Annotated in this window: 22 protein-coding genes; 14 read left to right on the top strand and 8 right to left on the bottom strand. The window is 66.8% G+C overall.

Annotated elements, in window-relative coordinates:
• Window positions 1–133: 133 nt before the first annotated feature.
• Window positions 134–1,594: an amino acid permease gene (locus CXQ91_RS07505; protein ID WP_104173297.1), complete on the top strand. Its 1,461-nt coding sequence runs from the start codon at window positions 134–136 to the stop codon at window positions 1,592–1,594.
• Window positions 1,595–1,735: 141 nt separating this feature from the next.
• Here CXQ91_RS07505 and CXQ91_RS07500 read toward each other — a convergent pair whose 3' ends face one another.
• Window positions 1,736–2,461 (bottom strand): dienelactone hydrolase family protein, encoded by a 726-nt coding sequence (locus tag CXQ91_RS07500; protein WP_104173296.1) that lies wholly within the window; start codon window positions 2,459–2,461, stop codon window positions 1,736–1,738.
• A 125-nt stretch (window positions 2,462–2,586) separates the two neighbouring features.
• Window positions 2,587–2,763, bottom strand: a complete 177-nt coding sequence (locus CXQ91_RS07495) for a CsbD family protein (RefSeq protein ID WP_104173295.1) — start codon at window positions 2,761–2,763, stop codon at window positions 2,587–2,589.
• A gap of 165 nt (window positions 2,764–2,928) precedes the next feature.
• Here CXQ91_RS07495 and CXQ91_RS07490 point away from each other — a divergent pair, with 165 nt between their 5' ends.
• The 5 genes from CXQ91_RS07490 to CXQ91_RS07470 all read left to right on the top strand — a co-directional run bounded on the left by CXQ91_RS07490 (window position 2,929) and on the right by CXQ91_RS07470 (window position 7,151).
• Window positions 2,929–3,402, top strand: coding sequence for an SRPBCC family protein (locus CXQ91_RS07490; RefSeq protein WP_104173294.1), 474 nt, complete (start codon window positions 2,929–2,931; stop codon window positions 3,400–3,402).
• A complete protein-coding gene (locus CXQ91_RS07485) occupies window positions 3,402–4,094 on the top strand; it encodes a pentapeptide repeat-containing protein (protein ID WP_104173293.1) in 693 nt (230 codons plus the stop codon). The genes CXQ91_RS07490 and CXQ91_RS07485 overlap by 1 nt, the downstream gene beginning before the upstream one ends.
• Window positions 4,095–4,222: 128 nt before the next feature.
• Window positions 4,223–5,452: an acetyl-CoA C-acyltransferase gene (locus tag CXQ91_RS07480; protein ID WP_104173292.1), complete on the top strand. Its 1,230-nt coding sequence runs from the start codon at window positions 4,223–4,225 to the stop codon at window positions 5,450–5,452.
• On the top strand, window positions 5,452–6,261 hold the full coding sequence (locus CXQ91_RS07475; RefSeq protein ID WP_104173291.1) for an enoyl-CoA hydratase/isomerase family protein: 810 nt from the start codon (window positions 5,452–5,454) through the stop codon (window positions 6,259–6,261). The genes CXQ91_RS07480 and CXQ91_RS07475 overlap by 1 nt, the downstream gene beginning before the upstream one ends.
• A 2-nt stretch (window positions 6,262–6,263) precedes the next feature.
• Window positions 6,264–7,151: a 3-hydroxyacyl-CoA dehydrogenase family protein gene (locus CXQ91_RS07470; protein WP_104173290.1), complete on the top strand. Its 888-nt coding sequence runs from the start codon at window positions 6,264–6,266 to the stop codon at window positions 7,149–7,151.
• Between the two features lie 47 nt (window positions 7,152–7,198).
• Here CXQ91_RS07470 and CXQ91_RS07465 read toward each other — a convergent pair whose 3' ends face one another.
• The gene (locus CXQ91_RS07465; protein WP_104173289.1) at window positions 7,199–7,639 is read right to left on the bottom strand and encodes an SRPBCC family protein; all 441 of its coding nucleotides are present in this window, start codon (window positions 7,637–7,639) and stop codon (window positions 7,199–7,201) included.
• 36 nt (window positions 7,640–7,675) lie between these two features.
• Here CXQ91_RS07465 and CXQ91_RS07460 point away from each other — a divergent pair, with 36 nt between their 5' ends.
• The 5 genes from CXQ91_RS07460 to CXQ91_RS07440 all read left to right on the top strand — a co-directional run bounded on the left by CXQ91_RS07460 (window position 7,676) and on the right by CXQ91_RS07440 (window position 11,423).
• Window positions 7,676–8,284: a GNAT family N-acetyltransferase gene (locus CXQ91_RS07460; RefSeq protein ID WP_104173288.1), complete on the top strand. Its 609-nt coding sequence runs from the start codon at window positions 7,676–7,678 to the stop codon at window positions 8,282–8,284.
• A 210-nt stretch (window positions 8,285–8,494) separates the two neighbouring features.
• On the top strand, window positions 8,495–9,172 hold the full coding sequence (locus CXQ91_RS07455) for a metalloregulator ArsR/SmtB family transcription factor (RefSeq protein WP_104173287.1): 678 nt from the start codon (window positions 8,495–8,497) through the stop codon (window positions 9,170–9,172).
• Entirely contained in the window at window positions 9,159–10,445 is a 1,287-nt protein-coding gene (locus CXQ91_RS07450; protein ID WP_104173286.1) for an MFS transporter, read from the top strand. Before CXQ91_RS07455 ends, CXQ91_RS07450 begins: the two co-directional genes overlap by 14 nt.
• Before the next feature lie 26 nt (window positions 10,446–10,471).
• Window positions 10,472–10,723, top strand: a complete 252-nt coding sequence (locus tag CXQ91_RS07445; RefSeq protein WP_104173285.1) for a hypothetical protein — start codon at window positions 10,472–10,474, stop codon at window positions 10,721–10,723.
• 115 nt (window positions 10,724–10,838) lie between these two features.
• Window positions 10,839–11,423 (top strand): isoprenylcysteine carboxylmethyltransferase family protein, encoded by a 585-nt coding sequence (locus CXQ91_RS07440; protein WP_104173284.1) that lies wholly within the window; start codon window positions 10,839–10,841, stop codon window positions 11,421–11,423.
• Window positions 11,424–11,955: 532 nt separating this feature from the next.
• Here CXQ91_RS07440 and CXQ91_RS07435 read toward each other — a convergent pair.
• Window positions 11,956–12,783 (bottom strand): SGNH/GDSL hydrolase family protein, encoded by an 828-nt coding sequence (locus tag CXQ91_RS07435; protein ID WP_181038819.1) that lies wholly within the window; start codon window positions 12,781–12,783, stop codon window positions 11,956–11,958.
• A 196-nt stretch (window positions 12,784–12,979) separates the two neighbouring features.
• Here CXQ91_RS07435 and CXQ91_RS07430 point away from each other — a divergent pair, with 196 nt between their 5' ends.
• Window positions 12,980–13,693, top strand: coding sequence for a tyrosine-protein phosphatase (locus CXQ91_RS07430; protein ID WP_104173283.1), 714 nt, complete (start codon window positions 12,980–12,982; stop codon window positions 13,691–13,693).
• Window positions 13,694–13,712: 19 nt separating this feature from the next.
• The gene (locus tag CXQ91_RS07425) at window positions 13,713–16,211 is read left to right on the top strand and encodes a S1 family peptidase (protein WP_104173282.1); all 2,499 of its coding nucleotides are present in this window, start codon (window positions 13,713–13,715) and stop codon (window positions 16,209–16,211) included.
• A 49-nt stretch (window positions 16,212–16,260) separates the two neighbouring features.
• Here CXQ91_RS07425 and CXQ91_RS07420 read toward each other — a convergent pair whose 3' ends face one another.
• The 3 genes from CXQ91_RS07420 to CXQ91_RS07410 all read right to left on the bottom strand — a co-directional run bounded on the left by CXQ91_RS07420 (window position 16,261) and on the right by CXQ91_RS07410 (window position 19,055).
• On the bottom strand, window positions 16,261–17,487 hold the full coding sequence (locus tag CXQ91_RS07420) for a globin domain-containing protein (RefSeq protein ID WP_104173281.1): 1,227 nt from the start codon (window positions 17,485–17,487) through the stop codon (window positions 16,261–16,263).
• A gap of 145 nt (window positions 17,488–17,632) precedes the next feature.
• The gene (locus tag CXQ91_RS07415; RefSeq protein ID WP_104173280.1) at window positions 17,633–18,493 is read right to left on the bottom strand and encodes an anti-sigma factor domain-containing protein; all 861 of its coding nucleotides are present in this window, start codon (window positions 18,491–18,493) and stop codon (window positions 17,633–17,635) included.
• The gene (locus CXQ91_RS07410) at window positions 18,480–19,055 is read right to left on the bottom strand and encodes an RNA polymerase sigma factor (RefSeq protein WP_104173279.1); all 576 of its coding nucleotides are present in this window, start codon (window positions 19,053–19,055) and stop codon (window positions 18,480–18,482) included. Before CXQ91_RS07410 ends, CXQ91_RS07415 begins: the two co-directional genes overlap by 14 nt.
• A gap of 243 nt (window positions 19,056–19,298) precedes the next feature.
• On the opposite strand from CXQ91_RS07410, the gene CXQ91_RS07405 reads away from it, so the two are divergent.
• Window positions 19,299–19,904 (top strand): ferritin, encoded by a 606-nt coding sequence (locus CXQ91_RS07405; RefSeq protein ID WP_104173278.1) that lies wholly within the window; start codon window positions 19,299–19,301, stop codon window positions 19,902–19,904.
• A 94-nt stretch (window positions 19,905–19,998) separates the two neighbouring features.
• Here CXQ91_RS07405 and CXQ91_RS07400 read toward each other — a convergent pair whose 3' ends face one another.
• Window positions 19,999–20,706: a DUF4397 domain-containing protein gene (locus CXQ91_RS07400; RefSeq protein ID WP_104173277.1), complete on the bottom strand. Its 708-nt coding sequence runs from the start codon at window positions 20,704–20,706 to the stop codon at window positions 19,999–20,001.
• Window positions 20,707–20,724: the final 18 nt, after the last annotated feature.

Here is a 20,724-nt window from a genome sequence, read left to right as displayed (position 1 = left end):
AGGCCGCGCGAACCTTCGACGCCCTGAGGGTTTTCGTCCAGATAATTCCCCAAAACGCGGGATAAACCCGAATTATGTGGACAAGAGCCTTGCGTTCCGGTGCCGGCCATCCCCCGACCCACAAGGAACAGTTGTGCCACAAAGTACCCCCACAGAACTCGTGAGCCCGACGGCGCAATCCGCCGTCGTCGACTCCACCCTCAGCGCCGAGGGCTACAAGAAGTCCCTGAGCGGCCGCCAGGTCACCATGATCGCCATGGGCGGCGCCATCGGCGTCGGCCTCTTCATGGGTGCCGGCGGACGCCTGGCCTCCACGGGCCCCGCGCTGATCTTCTCCTACGCCATTGCCGGCGTCATCGCCTACCTGCTGATGCGCGCCCTGGGCGAACTCATCATGTACCGCCAGACCTCGGGCTCCTTCGTCAGCTATGCCGGCGAAATGTTCGGCAAGAAGGGCGCGTACCTGTCCGGCTGGATGTACTTCATCAACTGGGCCATGACCGGCATCGCCGAGCTCATCGCGATCGGACTGTACTTCCAGTTCTTCTTCCCCAACGTGCCTGTTGAACTGTCCGCCATCGCAGCGCTGCTGCTGCTCGTGGGCGTCAACCTCCTGAGCGTCAAGGCGTTCGGCGAATTCGAATTCTGGGCCTCCTGCCTCAAGGTGGGCGCCATCCTGATCTTCCTGGCCGTGGGCACCTTCATGGTGGTCACCAACGCCCAGGTGGGCGACGGCCACGCCTCGGTCAGCAACCTCTTCGCGGCCGAAGGCGGGATGTTCCCCAAGGGTGCGCTGGTCATGATCCTGGTCCTGAACGCCGTGATCTTCGCCTACAACGGTATTGAGCTCGTCGGCATCACGGCCGGCGAAATGCAGGACCCGGCCAAGGAAGTGCCCAAGGCAATCCGCGCCGTCGTCTTCCGCATCGTGGTGTTCTATGTCGGTTCCGTGACCCTCCTGGCCATGCTGCTTCCCTCGGACCAGTACGTGGCCGGCACCTCGCCGTTCGTCACCGTGTTCGGCCAGATGGGCCTCGGCTGGATGGGCGATGTCATGAACATGATCGTCATCACCGCCGCGCTGTCCTCCTGCAACTCGGGCCTGTACTCGATCGGCCGGATCTTCCGCACCATGGCCAACAACGGACACGCTCCGGAGTGGCTGACCCGGATGTCCAAGAGCCACGTGCCGTACGCCGCCATCCTGGCCATCGGTGCTGTCTACCTGGTGGGCATCCTGCTCAACATCTGGCTTGGCGGCTCGCACGCCTTCGACCTCGCGCTCAACTCCGCGTCGATCGGCGTGATCTTCACCTGGGGCGCCATCTTCGCCAGCCAGATCGCGCTGCGCAAGAAGAAGGGCAAGGTCTCCTCCCTGCCCGCGCCCGGCGGAACCTGGAGCAGCTGGGCCGGCCTGGTCGCCCTGCTGGCCATCACGGTGCTGATCGGCTTCGACACCATGACCAGCAAGACCGGCGAGGTCTTCCACCTCGGCCTCTGGACCCTGGCCACCATCCCGTTCTTCGCCCTGGTGCTGTGGCTCGGCTGGCAGAAGGTCAGGAACAACGAACCGAAGAGCGAACTCTTCAGCTAGGGCTTCCACCCAAGCAGTACGACGACGGCGGCGGTCACCTTCCCAGGTGGCCGCCGCCGTCGTCGTTCCCCGGGAGGAGCGTGAACAGGCAGCTAATGCCCTCAAATCCCGGGTTTGAGGGCATTAGCTGCCTGTTCGCGCTTAGTTCTTCAGGTGCCGGGCGAAGTGGTCCTCGATCCTTTGCCAGGCTTCGGGGGCCGCTTCGGGGTCCGGCTTGATGCCCATCACCCGGAACAGGGGCCGCAGCGGCCGGGGCCCTTCCTCGGCGTCGTTCATAAAAGCGTGGCCGGCGTTTTCGAATTCCTTGACGTCATGCTCGATGCCCAGCGTGTCCAGCGTGGCTTCGAGTTTGGCCGCGGCGCCGGGCAGGGTGCGGTCCTTCTTGCCGAAGTTGCCCACCACCGGGCACGCGCCCAGCAGGGCTTCTTCCGGGTGCTTGGGCAGCCTGCCGTAGTTGACGGCCGCGGCGTCGAAGCCGTTCCTGGCGACCAGCAGGGCGAAGCCGCCGCCCATGCAAAAGCCGATCACACCGATCCTGCCGTTGGTGCGTCCCGAGCCCTCCAGCCAGGCCTGCGCGGTGGCCAGGTCCGTGAACGCCTTGCCGGAGCCGGACAGCATCGACCTCATGGTGGACACCAGGCAGCGGCGGGAGCCGCCGTCGCTGAAGAGGTCCACAGCCAGGGTGAGGTAGCCGGCCGCTGCCAGCCGGTCCGCCTGGCGCCGGGCAATGTCGTTGAGGCCGAACGCCTCGTGAATCATCAGGACGGCGGGAAACGGACCCGTCCCCGCAGGTTCCGCGAGGTAGCCGCGCAGGTTCCCCGCGTTCTTCGGGGCAGTGCCGGCCCCGCTGAGGTCGATGATCGTCATCGTGCGGACCTTCCGTAGGGCGGTTGCTGTTACCAGAGAATCTCACAAAAAAGACGGCGGGCATCCCCCAAAGGAATGCCCGCCGCCGTTTCCAGGCAGCTGCCGTGGCCGCTGCCTAGGTTGCTCTAGTCTCTTTTGAACTCGTCCTTCACGTTTTCGCCAACTTTCTTGGCGTCGGCAACAACCTGGTCCTTCTGGCCCTCTGCACGCAGCTGGTCATTGTCCGTGGCGTTGCCGGCCGCTTCCTTGGCCTTGCCGCCGAGGTGCTCTGCTTCGTTCTGAATTTTGTCGCCGATTCCCATGGTGTATTCCACCTCTCGTTGCCGGTAAAAAAACTAAGCATTATTACAATAACACAAAGCATGCTTACTAATTCAAGGGAAGTTTTGCTGCGGTTCCAAGGGAATTCCAAGGGCGCCCGGCGTCGTCCGTGACGGTTGTCGGTGCTCCCGGCTAGGCTCGATTGCATGGACCACAAGACCACCCTCACGCAGCACGTCAATGCCAGCCCGGACAAGGTCTGGGCCGTGATCTCGGACATTCCGGGTTCGGCCGCCACCCTTTCCGGAATAGATTCCATCCAGATGCTCAGCGAGGGCGGATACGGCGAAGGCACCCGGTGGAAGGAAACCCGCACCATTATGGGCCGTGCCGAGACCGTGGAAATGTGGGTGTCCCAGGCCGAACCGCCGTCGCCGACCCGGGCCGGCAGCACCACGGTCAAAGCGCTCCAGGGCGGCGCGGACTACACCACGCGGTTCACGCTTTCCGGGCGCGACGGCGGGACGGACCTCTCGCTGACCTTCGGCGCCGAGGAAGTCAAGCCCACCCTGCTGAGCAAGATCGCCATGGCCCTTTTCGGCAAGATCGGCATGAGCATGACCAGGAAGGCGCTGGCCAAGGACCTGGCCGAGATTGCTGCGAAGGCCGAGTCCCTCTGATGGCGGGCAGGGCTGCGGCCGGCAGGGCGCCGTCAGGCAAGGTAGCAAAGGTGACAGCACCCAGGCTCTCTCCGGTCCGGCTCGAGGAGCTCCGCGATGAGCCGTCGCCTGATTTCCAGCGTGGAGAACGGTACGACGGCCTGAGATTCAGCCGCGCTGATGCCGACGGCCTGGAGCTGAGCGGCACGGATTTCGCCGAGTGTGAATTCGGAGGGGTTTCCTTCAATGAAACCCAGCTGCGCGGTGCCACGTTCCGGGACTGCGTCCTGGCGGAGGTCTACGCTCCGGTGTTTACGGCGGCGCGGGCCACGCTGCGGGATGTCGAGATCAGCAATCCGCGGTGGGGATCGGCGGAGCTGTACGAGAGCGGCTGGACGTCGGTGCGGATCGACGGCGGCAAGCTGGACTACGTCAACCTGCGCGGATCGCGGCTGACGGACGTGCAGATCAGCGACTGCATCATCAACGAGCTGGACCTCGGCTCCGTGACGGGGACGCGGGTGGCCCTGAAGAACTGCACCATCGGCACCCTCGACCTGGCCGGCGCCAAGTTCAAGGATTTCGATCTCCGCGGCACGGACTTCCGCACCATCAGCGGGCTCGAAAGCCTGGCGGGCGTCGTAATTGATGACTATCAGCTGCGCCTGCTCGCCCCGCTCCTGGCTGCCCATCTCGGCATTACTGTCCTCTAAGCGCCGGGAGCCCGGTTGACCCCTTGCGGCCGCCGTGTAATCTTTATAGAACGAACGGTCGGTAAATTAGTCGCAGGGCTATTGCCGCCGCAGATGACAGTGCCGTTTATCGCGTGAAGGGTGTTTCCATGGCCTCAGCAGTAGCAGGACCGCAGGCATTTTTGGTGGGCGGTGCCCGGACGCCGGTGGGCCGGTACGGAGGCGCGCTCTCCGCTGTCCGACCGGATGACCTCGCCGCCCTCGTGGTCCGCGAGGCCGTTTCACGGGCCGGGCTTGACCCCGACTCCATCGACGAAGTGATCCTGGGCAACGCCAACGGCGCCGGCGAGGAAAACCGCAACGTGGCCCGCATGGCCACGCTGCTGGCGGGTCTTCCCCTCCATATCTCCGGAATCACGGTGAACCGGCTGTGTGCATCCGGGCTGAGCGCCATCATCATGGCGAGCCACATGATCAAGTCCGGAGCCGCGGACATCGTGATTGCCGGCGGCGTGGAATCCATGAGCCGGGCACCCTGGGTGCAGGAGAAGCCGCAGACGGCCTTCGCCAAGCCCGGCGCCATCTTCGACACGTCCATCGGCTGGCGGTTCGCCAACCCGCTGTTCCAGAAGGGCGAACTCTCCCGGGACGGCAAGATGACGTACTCCATGCCGGAGACGGCCGAGGAAGTGGGCCGCGTCGACGGCATTTCCCGCGAAGACGCCGACGCCTTTGCCGTCCGCTCGCACGAACGGTCCCTCGCGGCCATCGCTGGCGGACGCTTCGCCGAGGAAATCGTCCCGGTGACGGTCAAGACCCGCAAGGGCGAATCCGTCGTGGACACCGACGAAGGACCCCGCGCCGGGACCACCATGGACGTGCTGGCCGGGCTCCGCCCCGTGGTCAAGGGCGGCTCGATCGTCACCGCCGGCAACTCCTCCACCCTCAACGACGGCGCGTCAGCCATCATCGTGGCGTCCGAGGCGGCCATCCAGAAGCTGGGCCTCACCCCCCGCGCCCGCATCATCGACGGCGCCTCGGCCGGGTGCGAACCCGAGATCATGGGCATCGGCCCCGTCCCCGCCACCCAGAAAGTGCTGGCCCGCAGCGGCTACAGCGTGGGCGACCTCGGCGCCGTCGAACTCAACGAAGCGTTTGCCACCCAGTCGCTCGCCAGCATGCGGCGGTTGGGCCTGGACCCGGACATTGTGAACAACGACGGCGGCGCCATCAGCCTGGGGCACCCGCTCGGTTCCAGCGGCTCACGGATCGCCATCACCCTGCTGGGCCGGATGGAACGCGAAGACGCCAAAATGGGTCTCGCCACCATGTGCATCGGCGTCGGCCAGGGCACTGCCATGCTGCTGGAGCGCGTGTAATGCCGGCCCCGGACAGCGCGAACGGACACTTGAGCACCCACGACTTCCGCACCCTCCTGGTCGAGGAGCGTGACGACCGCGTCGTGGTGCTCCTCAACCGCCCCGAGGTCCGCAACGCCATCGACCAGCAGATGGTGGACGAACTCCACCTCGTGTGTGCCGCGCTGGAGCAGAACCCCAAGGTGCTGATCATCGCGGGCGTCGACGGCGTCTTTGCGTCCGGCGCGGACATCGCCCAGCTGCGTGAACGGCGCCGGGACGATGCGCTGCAGGGCATCAACTCCACGATCTTCGTCCGGATCGCCAAGCTGCCCATGCCGGTCATTGCGGCACTGGACGGCTACTGCCTGGGCGGCGGCGCCGAGCTTGCCTACGCAGCGGACTTCCGGATCGGAACGCCCAGCGTCCGCATCGGCAACCCCGAGACGGGCCTGGGCATCCTCGCAGCTGCCGGTGCCAGCTGGCGGCTGAAGGAACTGGTGGGCGAGCCCGTTGCCAAACAGATCCTGCTGGCCGGGCTGGTGCTGCGCGCCGAACAGGCTCTCGCCGTCAACCTCATCACGGAGATCCACGAGGCCCCCGCGCTGATGGACGGAGCCCACAGCCTCGCCGACCGCATCGCCCGGCAGGACCCGCTGGCCGTGCGGATCACCAAATCCGTGTTCCATGCACCGGCCGAGGCACACCCGCTGATCGACCAGTTGGCGCAGGGGATCCTCTTCGAATCCCAGGCGAAGTTCGACCGCATGCAGGCTTTCTCAAATAAGAAGTCAGCCAAGAATTCAGACCAGTCCGACGGGAAGCAGTAACCATGAGCAACTCCGCACTTCCGGCAAACCTTCGCGGCGCCAACTTTCCCGACTTCGTAGGCGTTCTCGGCGGAGGCCGCATGGGAGCCGGCATCGCCCACGCCTTCCTGATCAACGGTGCCAACGTCCTGGTTGTAGAACGGGACGAAGCCTCCGCCGAAGCCGCCCGGGAACGCGTCGAATCCGCGGCAGCCAAGAGCATCGAACGAGGCGCCACGGACGCCAACCTGGACGAGATGGCCTCCCGCTTGTCCGTGACCGTGGACTACGACGACTTCAAGGACCGCCAACTGGTGGTGGAGGCCGTCCCGGAGGACTGGGACCTGAAGGTCACCTCGCTCCGCGGAATCGAGGCGCGCCTTTCCGACGACGCCTACCTCGCGTCCAACACGTCCTCGCTGTCCGTCAACGGCCTGGCCCGCGAACTGAAGCGGCCGCAGAACTTCCTGGGCCTGCACTTCTTCAACCCGGTGCCGGCGTCCACGCTTATCGAAGTGGTGCTCGGTGAGCAGACCTCCGAGGAGCTTGCCGCTGCGGCGAAAAGGTGGGTCGAGGCACTCGGCAAGACAGCCGTCGTCGTCAATGACGCGCCCGGCTTTGCCTCGTCGCGTCTCGGCGTGGCCATCGCCTTGGAGGCCATGCGCATGGTGGAGGAGGGCGTCGCGTCCGCGGAGGACATCGACAACGCCATGGTGCTGGGCTACAAGCACCCCACCGGGCCGCTGCGGACCACGGACATCGTGGGCCTGGATGTCCGGCTGGGCATCGCGGAGTACCTGCAGTCAACGCTGGGGGAGCGCTTCGCGCCGCCACAGATCCTGCGCGACAAGGTGGCCCGCGGGGAACTGGGCCGGAAGACCGGCAAGGGATTCTTCGACTGGCCGGCGTAACCTTCGCGGCCTAGCGCCGCCGGGCCGGCGTGAGCGCTCGGCCCGGCTTAGTGTGCTGCCTGCGCGTCGAGGGCCGTTTTCAGGCCGTTCATGGCGGGATCCCGCAGGGACATAAACGCCGGTTTCATGAAGGGTTCGGCGATCTTGAGCAAGCCCTTGAGCTGGAACTCCGCTGTGTACTTCACCGCGCAGCCGGTGCCGTCCGGCGAGACGTCGATCGAGTCTTCGGAAATAACCGTCTTGTTTTCGCCGCGGAGCTTGATGTGGCTGCCGGTCAGCTCCACCACCTCGTAGACCAGGGCCTGCCGTTTGCCCCGGAATTCCGCTTCGGCGTGGTACCGGTGGCCCACGGCAACGGGCCCTTCGGAGAGCTTCTTCACCACGGGCGTACCCGGGTCCCATTCGGCGGTGTGCTCGAAGGCTGAGAGGTAGGCGAAGGCTTGTTCTGCGGCGAGGGGAGAGCGGACGGTTCCTGCAACAGTGATCATCCGAGAAGCCTAGCCGGTGCCCCCTAGGATGGTGCCGTGACTTCCATCGAACCCATCACGCTGACCGGGCAATACGTCGTCCTCGAACCGCTGAGCCACGCGCACCATGACGGCCTGGTGGACGCGGCCCGCGACGGCGAACTCTGGAAACTCTGGTACACGAGTGTTCCCACCCCTGAAGGCATGGCCGCGGAGATCGACCGCCGGCTGGGGCTCCAGGAACAGGGCTCCATGCTGCCGTTCACCACGAGCCTGATCGACCCCGCCACGGGCGGTCCCGGCCGGGTCATCGGGATGACCACCTACATGAACATCGACGCCGCCACACCCCGCGTGGAGATCGGCTCCACCTGGAACGCGGCTTCTTCGCACGGCAGCGGCAGCAACCCGGATTCGAAGCTGCAGCTGCTCCGGCATGCCTTTGAAACGCTGGGATGCCCGGCCGTCGAGTTCCGGACGCACTGGCTCAACCACCAGTCCCGGGAAGCCATCGCCCGGCTGGGAGCCAAGCAGGACGGCGTGCTGCGCAACCACAGCCGGACCGCGGACGGCACGCTCCGGGACACCGTGGTGTTCTCGATCCTCGAGCACGAATGGCCCATGGTCCGCACCGGCCTGGAGTTCAGGCTCGCGAAACAGCGCTAGGGCATGGAACGGCACTGAACCCGCGCCTACCACACGAGATCTACCACGGCGACGCCGTCCTGGAGTTTCCGCAGTCGGGCGAACGCTTCGAAGGCCTGGCAAACTTCAGGGAATGGCTGTCAGTTTCAGAAGTCGTCTGCACCGAATGTCAGAAGTCGTCTGCACCGGGACCGCTCCCGAAACGCTGAACGTCCAGTATTCTCTTATTCCATGGAGTCATGGAATAAGAGACCGGCGGGTGGGGAGAAGCTGGAAGTCTTCGATCAGCTCGCCCAGGTAGCGAAGGCGATGTCCAACGGCAAGCGGCTGGAACTGATCGAACTGCTCGCCCAGGGCGAGCATCCGGTCGAAGCGCTCTCAGTCATGCTGGGGATGGGGGTGACCACCGTCTCGGCCCACCTGCAGCAGCTGAAGCAGGCCGGCCTGGTGCGCACCCGCCGTGTGCGGACCAGCATCCTGTACCAGCTCGCCGGCGATGACGTCGCGGCGATGTATCTGGCAATCAAGCGTGTGGGCATGCTGCGCTCCCCGGCCCTGCGGGAGGCCCTGGCGGCCTACCTCTCCACCGGGGGCTCGGAGCCGGCCCGCACCATCGATCCGGCAGCTGTCACCTCCGACATGACGGTCATCGATGTAAGGCCCCGGTCCGAGTACGAGAGTGCCCATTTCCCCGGTGCGATCTCACTCCCGCTGGCGGAGCTGGAGGAACGCTACGATGAGATCCCGTCAGGGAATCCCGTCGTCGTGTACTGCCGTGGCGAGTTCTGCAAACTCGCCCGGGACGCCGCGGCATGGCTTTCTGCCCGCGGCATCCCGGCGATGGCCATGGACGAAGGCGTCATCGAATGGCGGGCCACACGCCTGGTGGATCTCGATGCAACCGCGTGAGCCGATGGTGCTGCTGAGGGAGCGGATCCGCGCCGACGCAGCCATTAAGGAAGCCCTTCACCGCCGGACGCTGACGGTGGTGGCCGTCGGCCAGGTCCTGGGCGGGGCAGGCCTTGCCGCCGGCGTCACCGTCGGGGCATTGCTGGCCCAGGACATGCTCGGCGGGAACGCCGCCGCGGGACTTCCCGCAGCCCTGTTCACCCTCGGCTCCGCACTGGCAGCCTTCCTGGTCGGCGCCGTCACCCAGCGTCTGGGCCGCCGGACCGGGCTGGGCCTGGGCTTCGCGGCAGGGGCCCTCGGGGCGCTGGGCGTCGTTGCCGCCGCGGTCCTGGGCAGCATCCCGCTGTTGTTTCTGTCTTTGTTCATCTACGGGGCGGGCACCGCGACGAACCTGCAGGCACGCTACGCCGGCACCGATCTGGCTCCGGCGTCCCGCCGGGGCACGGCAGTCAGCATCGCCATGGTCTTCACGACTCTCGGCGCCGTCCTCGGCCCGAACCTGGTCGATGTGCTGGGCCGGTTGGCCGAAAGCCTCGGCATTCCTGCTCTCGCCGGCCCGTTCCTGCTCGCGGCCGCCGCGTACGCCTCCGCGGGCGGGGTGCTGTTCGTCCTGCTGCGGCCGGACCCGTTCCTGCTCGCTAAGGAACTTGAGGCTGCCACACCAGCAGCCGGAGCCGCCGACACGCCACCCGCACCCGCGCGGGCGGGCACCGGGGTATATGTGGGCGCCGCGGTCATGGTCCTTACCCAGATCGCGATGGTCGCCATCATGACCATGACACCGGTCCACATGCGCGCCCACGGCCACCACCTCTCCGAAGTCGGCCTCGTCATCGGCATCCACATAGGCTCGATGTACCTGCCCTCCCTGTTCACCGGCATCCTCGTGGACCGCATCGGCCGCACCCCGATGGCCATCGCCTCCGGCCTGACCCTGCTCGCGGCCGGCCTCACCGCAGCCATGGCACCCGCAGACAACCTCGGCCTGCTGATCCTGGCCCTCGCTCTGCTGGGCCTGGGCTGGAACATGGGCCTTATCTCCGGAACCGCACTGGTCGTGGACGCCACCGTACCCTCAAACCGTGCCCGCACCCAGGGAACCGTCGACGTTCTCATCGCCGTCGCCGGCGCCGGCGGCGGCGCGATGTCCGGGCTCGTCGTGGCCCAAACCAGCTACGCCGTGCTCTCGATCGCCGGCGGAGTTCTGGCCCTGCTGCTGATCCCCGTCATCTTCTGGGCCCGAACCAGGTCCGGGACGCTGGCGGCTGCCTGATCCCACAGCCGGACATCCTGACAGTCATGAAGCCACCGGGCAACCACGGTCGCGAAGCCGCCGTGCGGCTGGGCTTGCGACAGAACCTGGCCCAGTCGATGCTCCTCGTCGCCGTAAATGCCTTGGTCGGCTCAAACCTGGGCCAGGAACGCACGGCGCGTGAGGTGCAAGGAATTCGGCGACCGTGCACGCCCGCACTTCCCACGGCCCGGCGCCTGGCGCACGTCATGTTCCTCGTCGCGATCAACGGCCGGTTTTGGGTGGATGGTTCTGCATGATGACTAAATTCTTGGCGGTCCAGCCGCCGGCCGCGCATCTCCCGGCCAGGTCGAGCACAGGACCATCCCGCCCGGCTGGGGCGACCGGCGCTGCCCGTACGACAATGGAGATAAGGTGACGGCCTTGACCGGAGGTTCCCTGGTCCGGCGGGGGAAGGAGGTCTATGACAACCTCCCTCTGCCGCTACCTGTTGTCGCCGCGATTGTCCTGGATCTCCTCCTCGCCCGGCTCCGTCCGGTGCCGCTTCCCGGTTCCCGCTCCTTCCATAGGGTGGCGGGGGCGGGCCTGCTTCTCGCCGGCGTCGGCCTGAATGTTTGGGCTCTGGCTGAACGGCGGCACCGCACGGCTGGCCCATTCGCGCTGGAGCGGCCGGAGGACCTGGTCACCACCGGCCCCTACACAATCACCCGTCATCCCATGTACGTCGGCTGGTGGCTTATTCAACTGGGCGCGGGAACCCTGGCAGGTTCACCCTGGGTCCTCGCGACATTGCCGGCCGAACTGCTTGTGGAACACCGCGGTGTTGCGGATGAAGAGGTCAAACTGACCGAGCTCTTCGGCCAGTCTTACCTCGAGTACGCGGAAAGGGTTCCGCGCTACCTAGGATCGGTTCGCAGGACGCCCAAAGAGTCCTTGCGGCGCCCGGCACCGCACGGCCGTAATTCGGGCATAGAGTCCGCCCGTAAGAACGCCCGTTAGAGGAGTGCCAGGGCGGCAAAATGGCTGGCCCAGTGTGAGAGTGCGGCGTCTCACTTCCTAGGAACTGAGGCGCCGCACTTTCATCGTCAGGCCGCACATAAGGCTGTGCCTGGCGATCTCAGCGCCGTTGACCGCACTACGACAGCAGTTTCTTCGCGCATCTGTTGCCCGCGGCCGCCGCTGAGTTCTCCAGCTCCCAATGTCGAATACAGATATCGAAATCCGATACCTTTGCTGGGTCTACGATACTTCCGCTCTGCGCCTTCTCCCACGGGGGCCACACAAACCGTCACAACGTGCCGGGCGAGTCGCGAGGTGGGGCCAGAGATAACGGTTCCTACCGGGGCCATCCAAACTTGTCACAGCCACGCGGCGGCGATAGGTGCACGCGACTTCAAACAAAACGACGACTGGTGCAGAGGTCTTCGAGCGCTTCCGTGTCAGGAGTCACCTGCCCCGGTCCAGTACTTCCGCAGGGTCCAGTGCAGACGACTTCTGAAACTGACCGCTGCGTAGGCAACCGGAGCGGGCGCTACGGAGTCGAGTAGGCGCCGGCCGCGGTAAGGGCTGCGTAGTAGGCCCGGTACCCGGCCGCGTTGGGATGGAAGTTGTCCGGCCCAGGCACAAACGGGTTGTAGTTGATCCAGGGATCCGCGGAGCCGATCCCGTGGCCCAGGAAGGCTCCGGCTACGTCCACGTACTGTGCGCCTCCGGGACCGTCGGCACCGGCTGCCCCTGCAATCACGGCATTGAGCCCCAGGGTGAGTCCGTTCACGGTTTCCTGGAGCGAACCGGGCTCGGGTGAATGGAACAGCAGCGGATATCCGGTCACATAGACCCGGGCATCGGGTGCCGTGGCCTTCACTGCGTTGATCATGGTCACCAGGCCCTGGAACAGGGGACCGGAACCGGTCTGTGCCTCGGCAAGCGCGATCGAACGGGCCTGCAGGCCCTGCAGGCAGGCGGCCTCCTGGCCCGGTGCCGTGCACACGGCCAGCAAACCGGTGGTGTCGAGGTTGTTGCCTCCGGCCGTAATGGTCACCACCGCAATGCTCTTGTTCAGCCGTTCGAGCTGCGTGGCCACAACTACTTCCGTGGTGGATCCCTGGCACGCGGCGTTGATGGCCAGGCGCACCGTCTTCTTTTCCACGGCGTCGGCCGGGTAGCTGTTCGCGCTTCGAAGGCACTCATCCAAATACGAGCCGGCTCCCTGGCCTGCGGCGTAGGAGTCACCCAGTGCGACGTAGGCCAGGGCCGGAGCGGCTGTCGCCGGACCCGCCGCGGTTCCCAACGCCAGTGCGAGCGTCGCCAGGCCTGCCGCGAATGCCGCGCGCCGCCGTCGTAATATCCGGTCACCCATCAGTTTCCCCTTTGTTCTGAATTGTGCGCCGGGCTGCGTGGCCGCGGGCAGGCGGCAAAGCCGCAAGTACGCCCAAGAGTACGCTTGCGCCGGCCCTGCGAACACCGTTTGGAGTACCCGTTTGTTTGCCGGCAGCCACCCCATTTTTCGGCAAGTACCGGTGCCGGATGCCGGGGGTCTGTGGTTAGCTGTCTGGATGGAACAGCCTGGACAGCCCGTGCACTGGGACGGAGCCGTGAATGCGTGGCGCATTTCCGGCAGCGTGTTCCGGATGGGGCGCCGGGAATGGGTCACCGCAGCGGGCTGGAAACAGGCGTACGACGACGGCGTCCGCACGGTGATCGACCTTCGGAACGCTGCGGAACACGGCCGCCGGGACACCGACCCCGAGGTGGGCGCGGACGTGCTGGCGGTGTTCGGCGTGGTGCATGCTCCCACCGAAGACCCGGAGCACCCGGAGTTCAAGGAACTGTGTTCCCCGTACCTGAACGATCCGGACTGCTACGCGGCCAACGCCCGGCTGTTTCCGGACAAGCTCGTGGCCGTTTTCCGGGCCGTCGCCGCTGCGCCTGCCGGTGTGGTGATCCACTGTTCGGCCGGGCGGGACCGCAGCGGAATGATCGCTGCCATGCTCCAGGACCTCACGGGCGCCGGTGACCACGAGATTGTTTCGGGCTACCAGGCCGCCATGCGGGGAATCAACGAACGCCACCGCACGGCCGCGGTGCCCCACAAGCACGAGCGCTACCTGGAAGAACACGCCCTGCTGCCCCTGCTGGAGAAGCGCGGCGGGGGAGCCCTCGAGTTCGTCCGGCGGCTGGACACCACAAATTATCTTTTGCGGCACGGGGTCACCGTGGCCGAGCTGGCTGCGATCCGGTCCCGGCTGGCAACAAGGGTGGCGACGTGAACGAAACTTGGGGGACGCTTTGACGCATCATTCCGGACGTAACCGCTTCAACCGCGCCTTGGGACTGGCCGCCGCAGCCGCCCTGGCCCTCGGCTCCACCTTCCTTGCGGGCCCCGCCGTCGCAGAGTCCGGTCCGCCTGCTGCCTCTCCCGCGGCGCCGGCCGTGTCCACGCCGGCCCCCGAAGCGGGCGATTCCGCGCCCGCGATCAGCGATGCCGGGCTGACGGAGGCCGTCCTCCGCGACCTGGGAATGACGCTCGAACAGTTCAACGCCGCCGGTGACCAGGGCAAACGCGCGGCCGACGCCGTTGCCTCCTTGCGCGCACTGCCCGGCTATGTGGGAATCAGCCTGAAAGACGGCCGGATTGTGGTCGAGGGCATCGGCCCGGAGCTTGCGGCCCGGGTGGCTGAACTCAATGCTGCAGGTTCCGGCGCGGCGGGTCATGCAGGTGCGTCCGGTGAATTCGTCGTGGTGGCACCGGCCCCTAAGCCATCAGCCGCGGCGCCGACGGCCAGCGCTAGTGCCACCACCCCCGGCATACCTTCCACGCCGGGAACACCGGAAACGCCGTCCGGTGCGGAAACGCCGGACCGGGTCGCGGCCAGCACGGACCAGCTGTTCACGGACTACGTCCGCGAAGTTGGCGCCGCCGGCCTTCAGTCCGTCGCCTACGCCAACGGCAGCTTTGTGATCCGCACCGGCGGCACCAACCAGGCGGAGGCCGGCATCGCTCCGGCAACCCCGGCCGGTGCCGCCACCGCACAGTCAGCCCCCGCGGCCTCGCCGTCCGAGTTCGTGGCGCGCTATTCGAACGTCCGGCTGGAGCAGGGCGAACCGCTCGCCCCGGAGGAGGATTTCTTCGGCGGGCAGGGGTTTGTCCTCAACAACGGAATCATCTGCTCCGCGGGGTATGGCGCCTACAGCCCGGCAGGGGAGCCCATAGTGCTCACCGCCGGCCACTGCACTGACGACGGAACCCTTTCAACGGCCAACGTGGAACGTCCCGAATCGCCCGCCAGCAACCTGCTCGGCACCCTGGGCTTCAGCCAGTTCGGCGGGCCGGGAAACTCGTGGATCACCGGTGACGAGGCCAACCCCGGAAACATCGGCACGGACATCGCAGTGATCGAGTCCATCCGCTCCGGGCTGGATATTCAGCCTGCGGCCTCCCGCTGGGATGCTCCCACAAACCCCGGTTCCACGGCCGTGAAGATCATCGGAACCGCGTCGCCGTCACCCGGGCAGGCCGTCTGCCGCTCCGGCCGCACCGCCGGCTGGTCCTGCGGCACGGTGGATGAGGTGGGAATCTACGTCGTGGGCGGCATCACCCCGGACCCCTCGGATCTCCGGGCGTTCCACGGCTTCCTGTCCAACTCGGTCCAGTCCAGCGGCGGCGACTCCGGCGGCCCGTGGATCAGCGGAAACTTCGCGGTCGGCACGCACTCTGCAGGTGACGCGCCAGGTTCCGCGTCGAATTTCGCCGTGGCCACCACGCTCGAGGACGCCATGACGCGGATTCCCGGCGTTCAGCTTCAGCTGTTCCTCAACAAACCCGTACTCACGGAACCGGCCGACGGCGGCGGAGTGGCGCTCGGGCAGGCCATCACCGGACAGGTCCCGGCGGCTCCGGCCTCCGCCGTTGCGGCGGGCTCAACCGTTCGCATCACGGTGCCCGGCCAGGCTCCCGTGGAGGTGCCCGTGGACGCCGCCGGACAGTGGCAGTTCACCGCTCCGTCTCCGGCCGGCCGGCTGCGGTTTACCGCCGAAACCATCAACGGCTTCAGCCACTCCGGCGCGGGCTCGTTCGATGTCACTGTGCTGCCGTCCGACCTGCCGGCACCTACCATTGCCAGCCCGGCTGACGGGGAACTCCTCACGGCGCTCGAAGGCATCCAGGGCACCGGTACGCCCCGCGCCACCGTGCATCTCTCCGGGGACGCCACCGGGCAGGCCGTGGTTGGCCTCGACGGTAACTGGACGGTGCCTGTCACCGGCAACGCGAGGTTCGGCTCCTTCAGCGTCACGGCAGTCCAGACCGCCCGGGGCATCGCCGACAGCCCGGCGGCAAGCCGGACCTTCATGGTTGCACCGCCGGCGCCCTCGGTCACCAACATCCAGGACGGCCAGCATTTTGCCCATGACGCGGTTCCAGGTCAGGTCACCGGTACCGCGCTCAACGGCGCGGCGGTGACCGTAACCGTCGACGGCGCCGCACCGGCGCAGGCCCCGTCGAACGGCACCTGGAGCTCGCCGTTTCCTGCGGGACTCGCGGCCGGTACGCATACGGTGGCAGCCAGCCAAACGGTCGACGGCGTGGCCTCGGTTCCGGTGACCGTCACCTTTGTGGTTGACCCCGCCCCCGTGGTTGCCCCCGCGGCCATTACCCCTGTCGGTGTGTCAGGCCAGTTGCCGGCCACCGGTGCCGATGGCCTCCTCACCGCTGCGGGGGTAGGGGCCGGTGTGCTGCTTCTCGGCGGTGTCGCGGTGGTCCTGGCCAGGCGCCGTTCCCGCCGCTGAACCGCCGAGGAGCCGGTCCCGCCGCTGAACCGCCGAGGAGCCGGTCCCGCTATTGGAAGTCTGCCAGCCAGAGGTCCGGGCCGAACACTTCGTACTGGATGTCCTTGGCCGGGACGCCCTTTGCTATAAGCGCGCTTCGGACTGACTTGAGGAAGGGCAGGGGGCCGCAGAGATAATATTCGGCATCGTCAGGCAGATCGACCGCGTTGACGTCCATAAAACCTTCGAATTCCGGCGCACCCCCGGCCCCGCCCGTTCCGCCCGTCGCAGGGACTGCCGGCTCAAGGAACCACGTGCTCAGCGAGGCGTCTGGCAGTTTCGCCAGGTCCTCGGTCACCTGGGCCCGCAGCGGGAAAGATTCAGCCGTGTCATCCGCGTGGAGGAGCATGACCTGGCGTCGGGAACCGGACTTCACCAGATGGGAAAGCATGCCGGCCATGGGCGTGATGCCGATGCCCGCGCTGGCCAGGACCGCCGGCCTGTCCGTGTATTCCAGGACCACGTCGCCGAAAGGTACCGAAAGCACCACCTCGTCGCCCACCTGGACCTCGTCGTGGAGCAGGTTGGACATCTCGCCGTCGGGTGTCGGGAGTCCATGAACCCGCTTCACCGCGAACTGCCGGTGATGCCCATCGTCGGCCTTGGTGAGGCTGTATTGCCTGGGCTGGTGGACGCCGTCATGCATGGCCATCTTGATGGTGACGTATTGGCCGGGCAGGGACGGTTTGACGTCGCGCTCGTCGGTCCGTTCCACGATGAACGTGACCACGTCGTCGGTTTCCTGGATCCGCCGGGCAACGCGCCAGGTCCGCCAGATCGTCTCGGGCGAGAGGTGCACGGCGTTGTAGAGTCCCCGCTCCTTGTTGATGAGCATGTTGGCCATGAGCCAGTAGACCTCGTCCCAGGCAGCCGCGACTTCGGGTGTGACGGCGTCTCCGAGCACGTCCACAATGGACCACATCAGATGGTCATGGACCACTTGGTACTGGTCCGGGCTCAGGCCGAGTGAGACGTGCTTGTGGGCTATCCGGGAGAGCAGATGGTCCGGCAGCTGATCGGGTTTGTCCACGAGGAATCCGGCGAATGCGGCGATGGACCCCGCCAACGCCTGCTGCTGTCTCCCGTCCGCCTGGTTACCCCGGTTGAAGAGGCCGTCCAGGAGGTCGGGACGCGCCTCGAACATGTGCTTATAGAACCGTTTGGCAATCTCTTCGATGTGCTCGCCTACGACAGGCAGCGTTGCCTTGATGACTGGAGAAGAGGTGTCTGAGAGCATGATGGGTCCCTTCCGGTGATACCGGTTTTACGCAGGTGGTGTTTCGTTGCTCAGCACAGCAACCCTAGCAGTCGGGGCCCGCCCACTTCTGGGCCGATTGGCACTTCATCGCACCGGAACCTGGGTGTACTCGGCCGGCAACCGCTCAGTTTTCAGCGGCCAGCTCGCCGCGGGCAATGCTGTCCGAGGAGTGCCCGGGGTTGCCGTCGAACGGCTCGTTGGAGACGTCCACGATGGGGTACTCAGCCAGATCGAGTCCTTCGGGGATGGCGAAAACGCCGGGTTCGCCGTCCAGCACGCCGAGGCTCACGAGTTTGGTCAGGTCCGGCGAGATCACCCAGACTTCGCGGAAGCCGCTGACCTGGCCGTCGGACAGCTGGACCACCAGCCGGCGGGATCCGTCGGGGAGCTTCTCCACCAGGGCCGTGCCGTTGGCTGTGTAGGACTCCAACGGCTGCAGCGGTGCCTGGGCAACGACCACGGCCTGGGATGCGGTCGGGGTGGGTGAAGGCACCGCTTCCGGGCCCTGCCCGAGGAAGTTGTAGGCTGCCCACACCGCGGCGGCGCCGAGCATAATCCCGGCCGCTGCGGCCATCGCCACCCACCGGCGTACGGTCGAACCGGGACGCCGCTCGCGGACGCGTTTGCGGAGGGGGGTCGGTGGCGTCGCCGCCGGCTCCGGTGCCTCAGGCGCGGTGCCCGCCGGCGCCGCGGAGCCCGCCGTCGTCGTCGTCGAACTGCCCCACGACGACTGCCGGCCCAACGGGTCCTGCGCCTGGTCGGGGGAGAGCCCCAAAGCCTGGTGGATGGCTGCCCAGTTGTGCGGTCCGGGCGTCGCCAGTTCCACTTCGGCGGGATCGATGGTGGCGGCATGGACGGTGCGTTCCAGGGCCGCGAGAGTGCCGGCACAGTCACTGCAGAACGCCAGATGGTCAGCCTCGGCCGGCGTCAGAGCTGGTTCGCCAAGGGCCATCAGGCTCAGCTGCTCATCGTCAAGATGCTTCATGGCCCACCTCCAGGCGGGTCCGCATCCGGGTGAGGCTGCGCCGTATATGGCTCTTGACGGTACCGAGCGGCAGCTGCAGGCGCGACGAGATCTCATCGTGCGTGAGGTCCTCGTAGAACGCCAGTTTCATGATCGCCTTCTGTGGATCGCCCAACCGCTCCAGCTCTTCCTCCAAGGTTATGCGGTCGGCCACGGCTTCCACGTCAGCTGCCGGCGGAGCTGCGGCGAGGCCATCACCTGCGAACTGGCCGGCCGCGTGCTCCAGCTCCTGCCGGCGCGAGCGGGCGGACAGCGCATCGGCAATGGCGTTGCGGGTGATCCCCACCAGCCAGGCCGGCAGGCGGGCGGCCTCGGGCCGGTAGCTGGCGCGTGATTTCCAGGCCCGGATAAACACTTCCTGGGTGACGTCATCGGCGGCGGCACGTTCCCCCAGCGATCGCAGCGCCAAGGTGTACACCAGCGGGCTCAGCCGCCTGTAGGCCTCGGCGAGTGCGGCTTCCTGGCCGGCTGCGAACGCACGATCGAGAGCAGCGTCCCAAGCATGCGGGCCGGCAGGCGTCATCGTTGGCTCCTTCGAGCGGCAGTGAGACCTGTGGAACCACATTATGCCGTGCCGCCCAACGGTCCGCCATAGATGCGGCCAAGGGCGCACGCATAGGCGCACCCAAGGGCAGCTGCCGGGAGGGTCTTGACCGCCGCCGCCGCACCGGAGCAAGCTCATTTCAGGCCCTCCGGCAACCCCGGGCCCAGACGAGCCTTTGCGCCGCAGGTCCTCCGCCTTGAACCCCGACTCGAGGAGTGCCCCATGAGCACCACATTCAATGACCTGCTTGCCAAACAGGTGGGCAACGAATTCGCAGCGTCGCAGCAGTACATCGCCATAGCCGCCTGGTTCGACGGGCAGGATTTGCCCCGGCTGGCCAAGCACTTCTACCGGCAGTCGCTGGAGGAACGGAACCACGCCATGATGATGGTGCGGTACATCCTGGACCGCGGCATCAGGATCACTATCCCCGGAATCGAGCCGGTCCGGAACGACTTCACGTCGGCGGAGGAACCCCTCGTCCTGGCTTTGGCCCAGGAGGTCGAAGTCACGGACCGCATCAAGGAGCTGTTCGCGACGGCGCGGGCGGAAAACGACCCCCTGGGTGAGCAGTTCATGCTCTGGTTCCTCAAGGAGCAGGTGGAAGAGGTGGCATCCATGTCCACGCTCCTGAATGTGGCGCGCCGCGCGGACAACCTCTTCGACGTCGAAATGTTCCTTGCCCGCGAAAGGGTGGGCGACTCCGGGGGCGGCGGGGGCGGCGGTCATGGAGGAGGCCACGGTCACGGCGGTCACCATCACGGCGGCGGCCATGGCGGCGACAGCCACGACTCCGCAACACCGGAAGCGGCGGGCGGGGCACTCTGACGCAGGGGCGGCGGCACGACGGCGGGGCCACCTGTCAGGCGGCCCCGCCGGCAGCGGTATTCAGTGATGGCGCACGACGTTCCCGGAACCGGCGTCAGTGGCGTCCGCACCACCGCTCGGAGGAGTCAACAACCTGGACAGCCACAGCCAGCGTGCCGTCGGCCAGGCTTCCCCAGGCGTAGACAATCGTGTTCTTGCCGGCCTCGACGGTAATGTCAGCCGGCCCGATCACCGGAGCTGTGGTTCCGGCCGCGGCAACAGACGCCGAGACGGTCCCGGCCTCCAGCTTCAGGGTCGCCTCGTCCGGATTGCTGAGTCCCTCGATCACGGCCGTTCCGCCGGCCAGGACGTCGACGGCGGGAGCCGCGGCTACGTGCCGGACCGTCAGCTTGCCTTTGCTGTCGTTGCGCGGGGCTTTCGTGTCGTTGGCGAAGAGCGTGGCCGTCGGGGCGCCGTCGGCGTCGAGATGGGCCACTGCGGTGTAGTCTCCGCCGCCGTCGAGTTCAACGTCCACCGGCCCGATGACGGGATTGTCGGCGCTGGTGGCGTCCGCGGCGGTGATGGCGATTTCGTAGTCGCCGGCCGCGAGCTCCAGCGGACCGGCCAGGGTGCCGGGAGTGAAGTCATCCAGGGTGAGGTCGCCGTCCACCCACACGTCAACGGTCAGGCCGGGCACGCCGTGCAGGACCGAGAGCTTCGCGGGGGCATCGTCGTGGTGCCAGCCGCCGGCCTGGGCCGGGCTCGCGAAGGTCAGTGCAGCCAGGAGCGACAGTGCTCCGGCGGCGTAGGTTGTTTTGCGCATTTCAAACTCCTCAGAGGG

Origin of the sequence: Arthrobacter sp. Y81 (assembly GCF_002929335.1) — a bacterium.
GTDB lineage: Bacteria > Actinomycetota > Actinomycetes > Actinomycetales > Micrococcaceae > Arthrobacter.
This window is presented reverse-complemented; position numbering and strand designations above follow the sequence as displayed.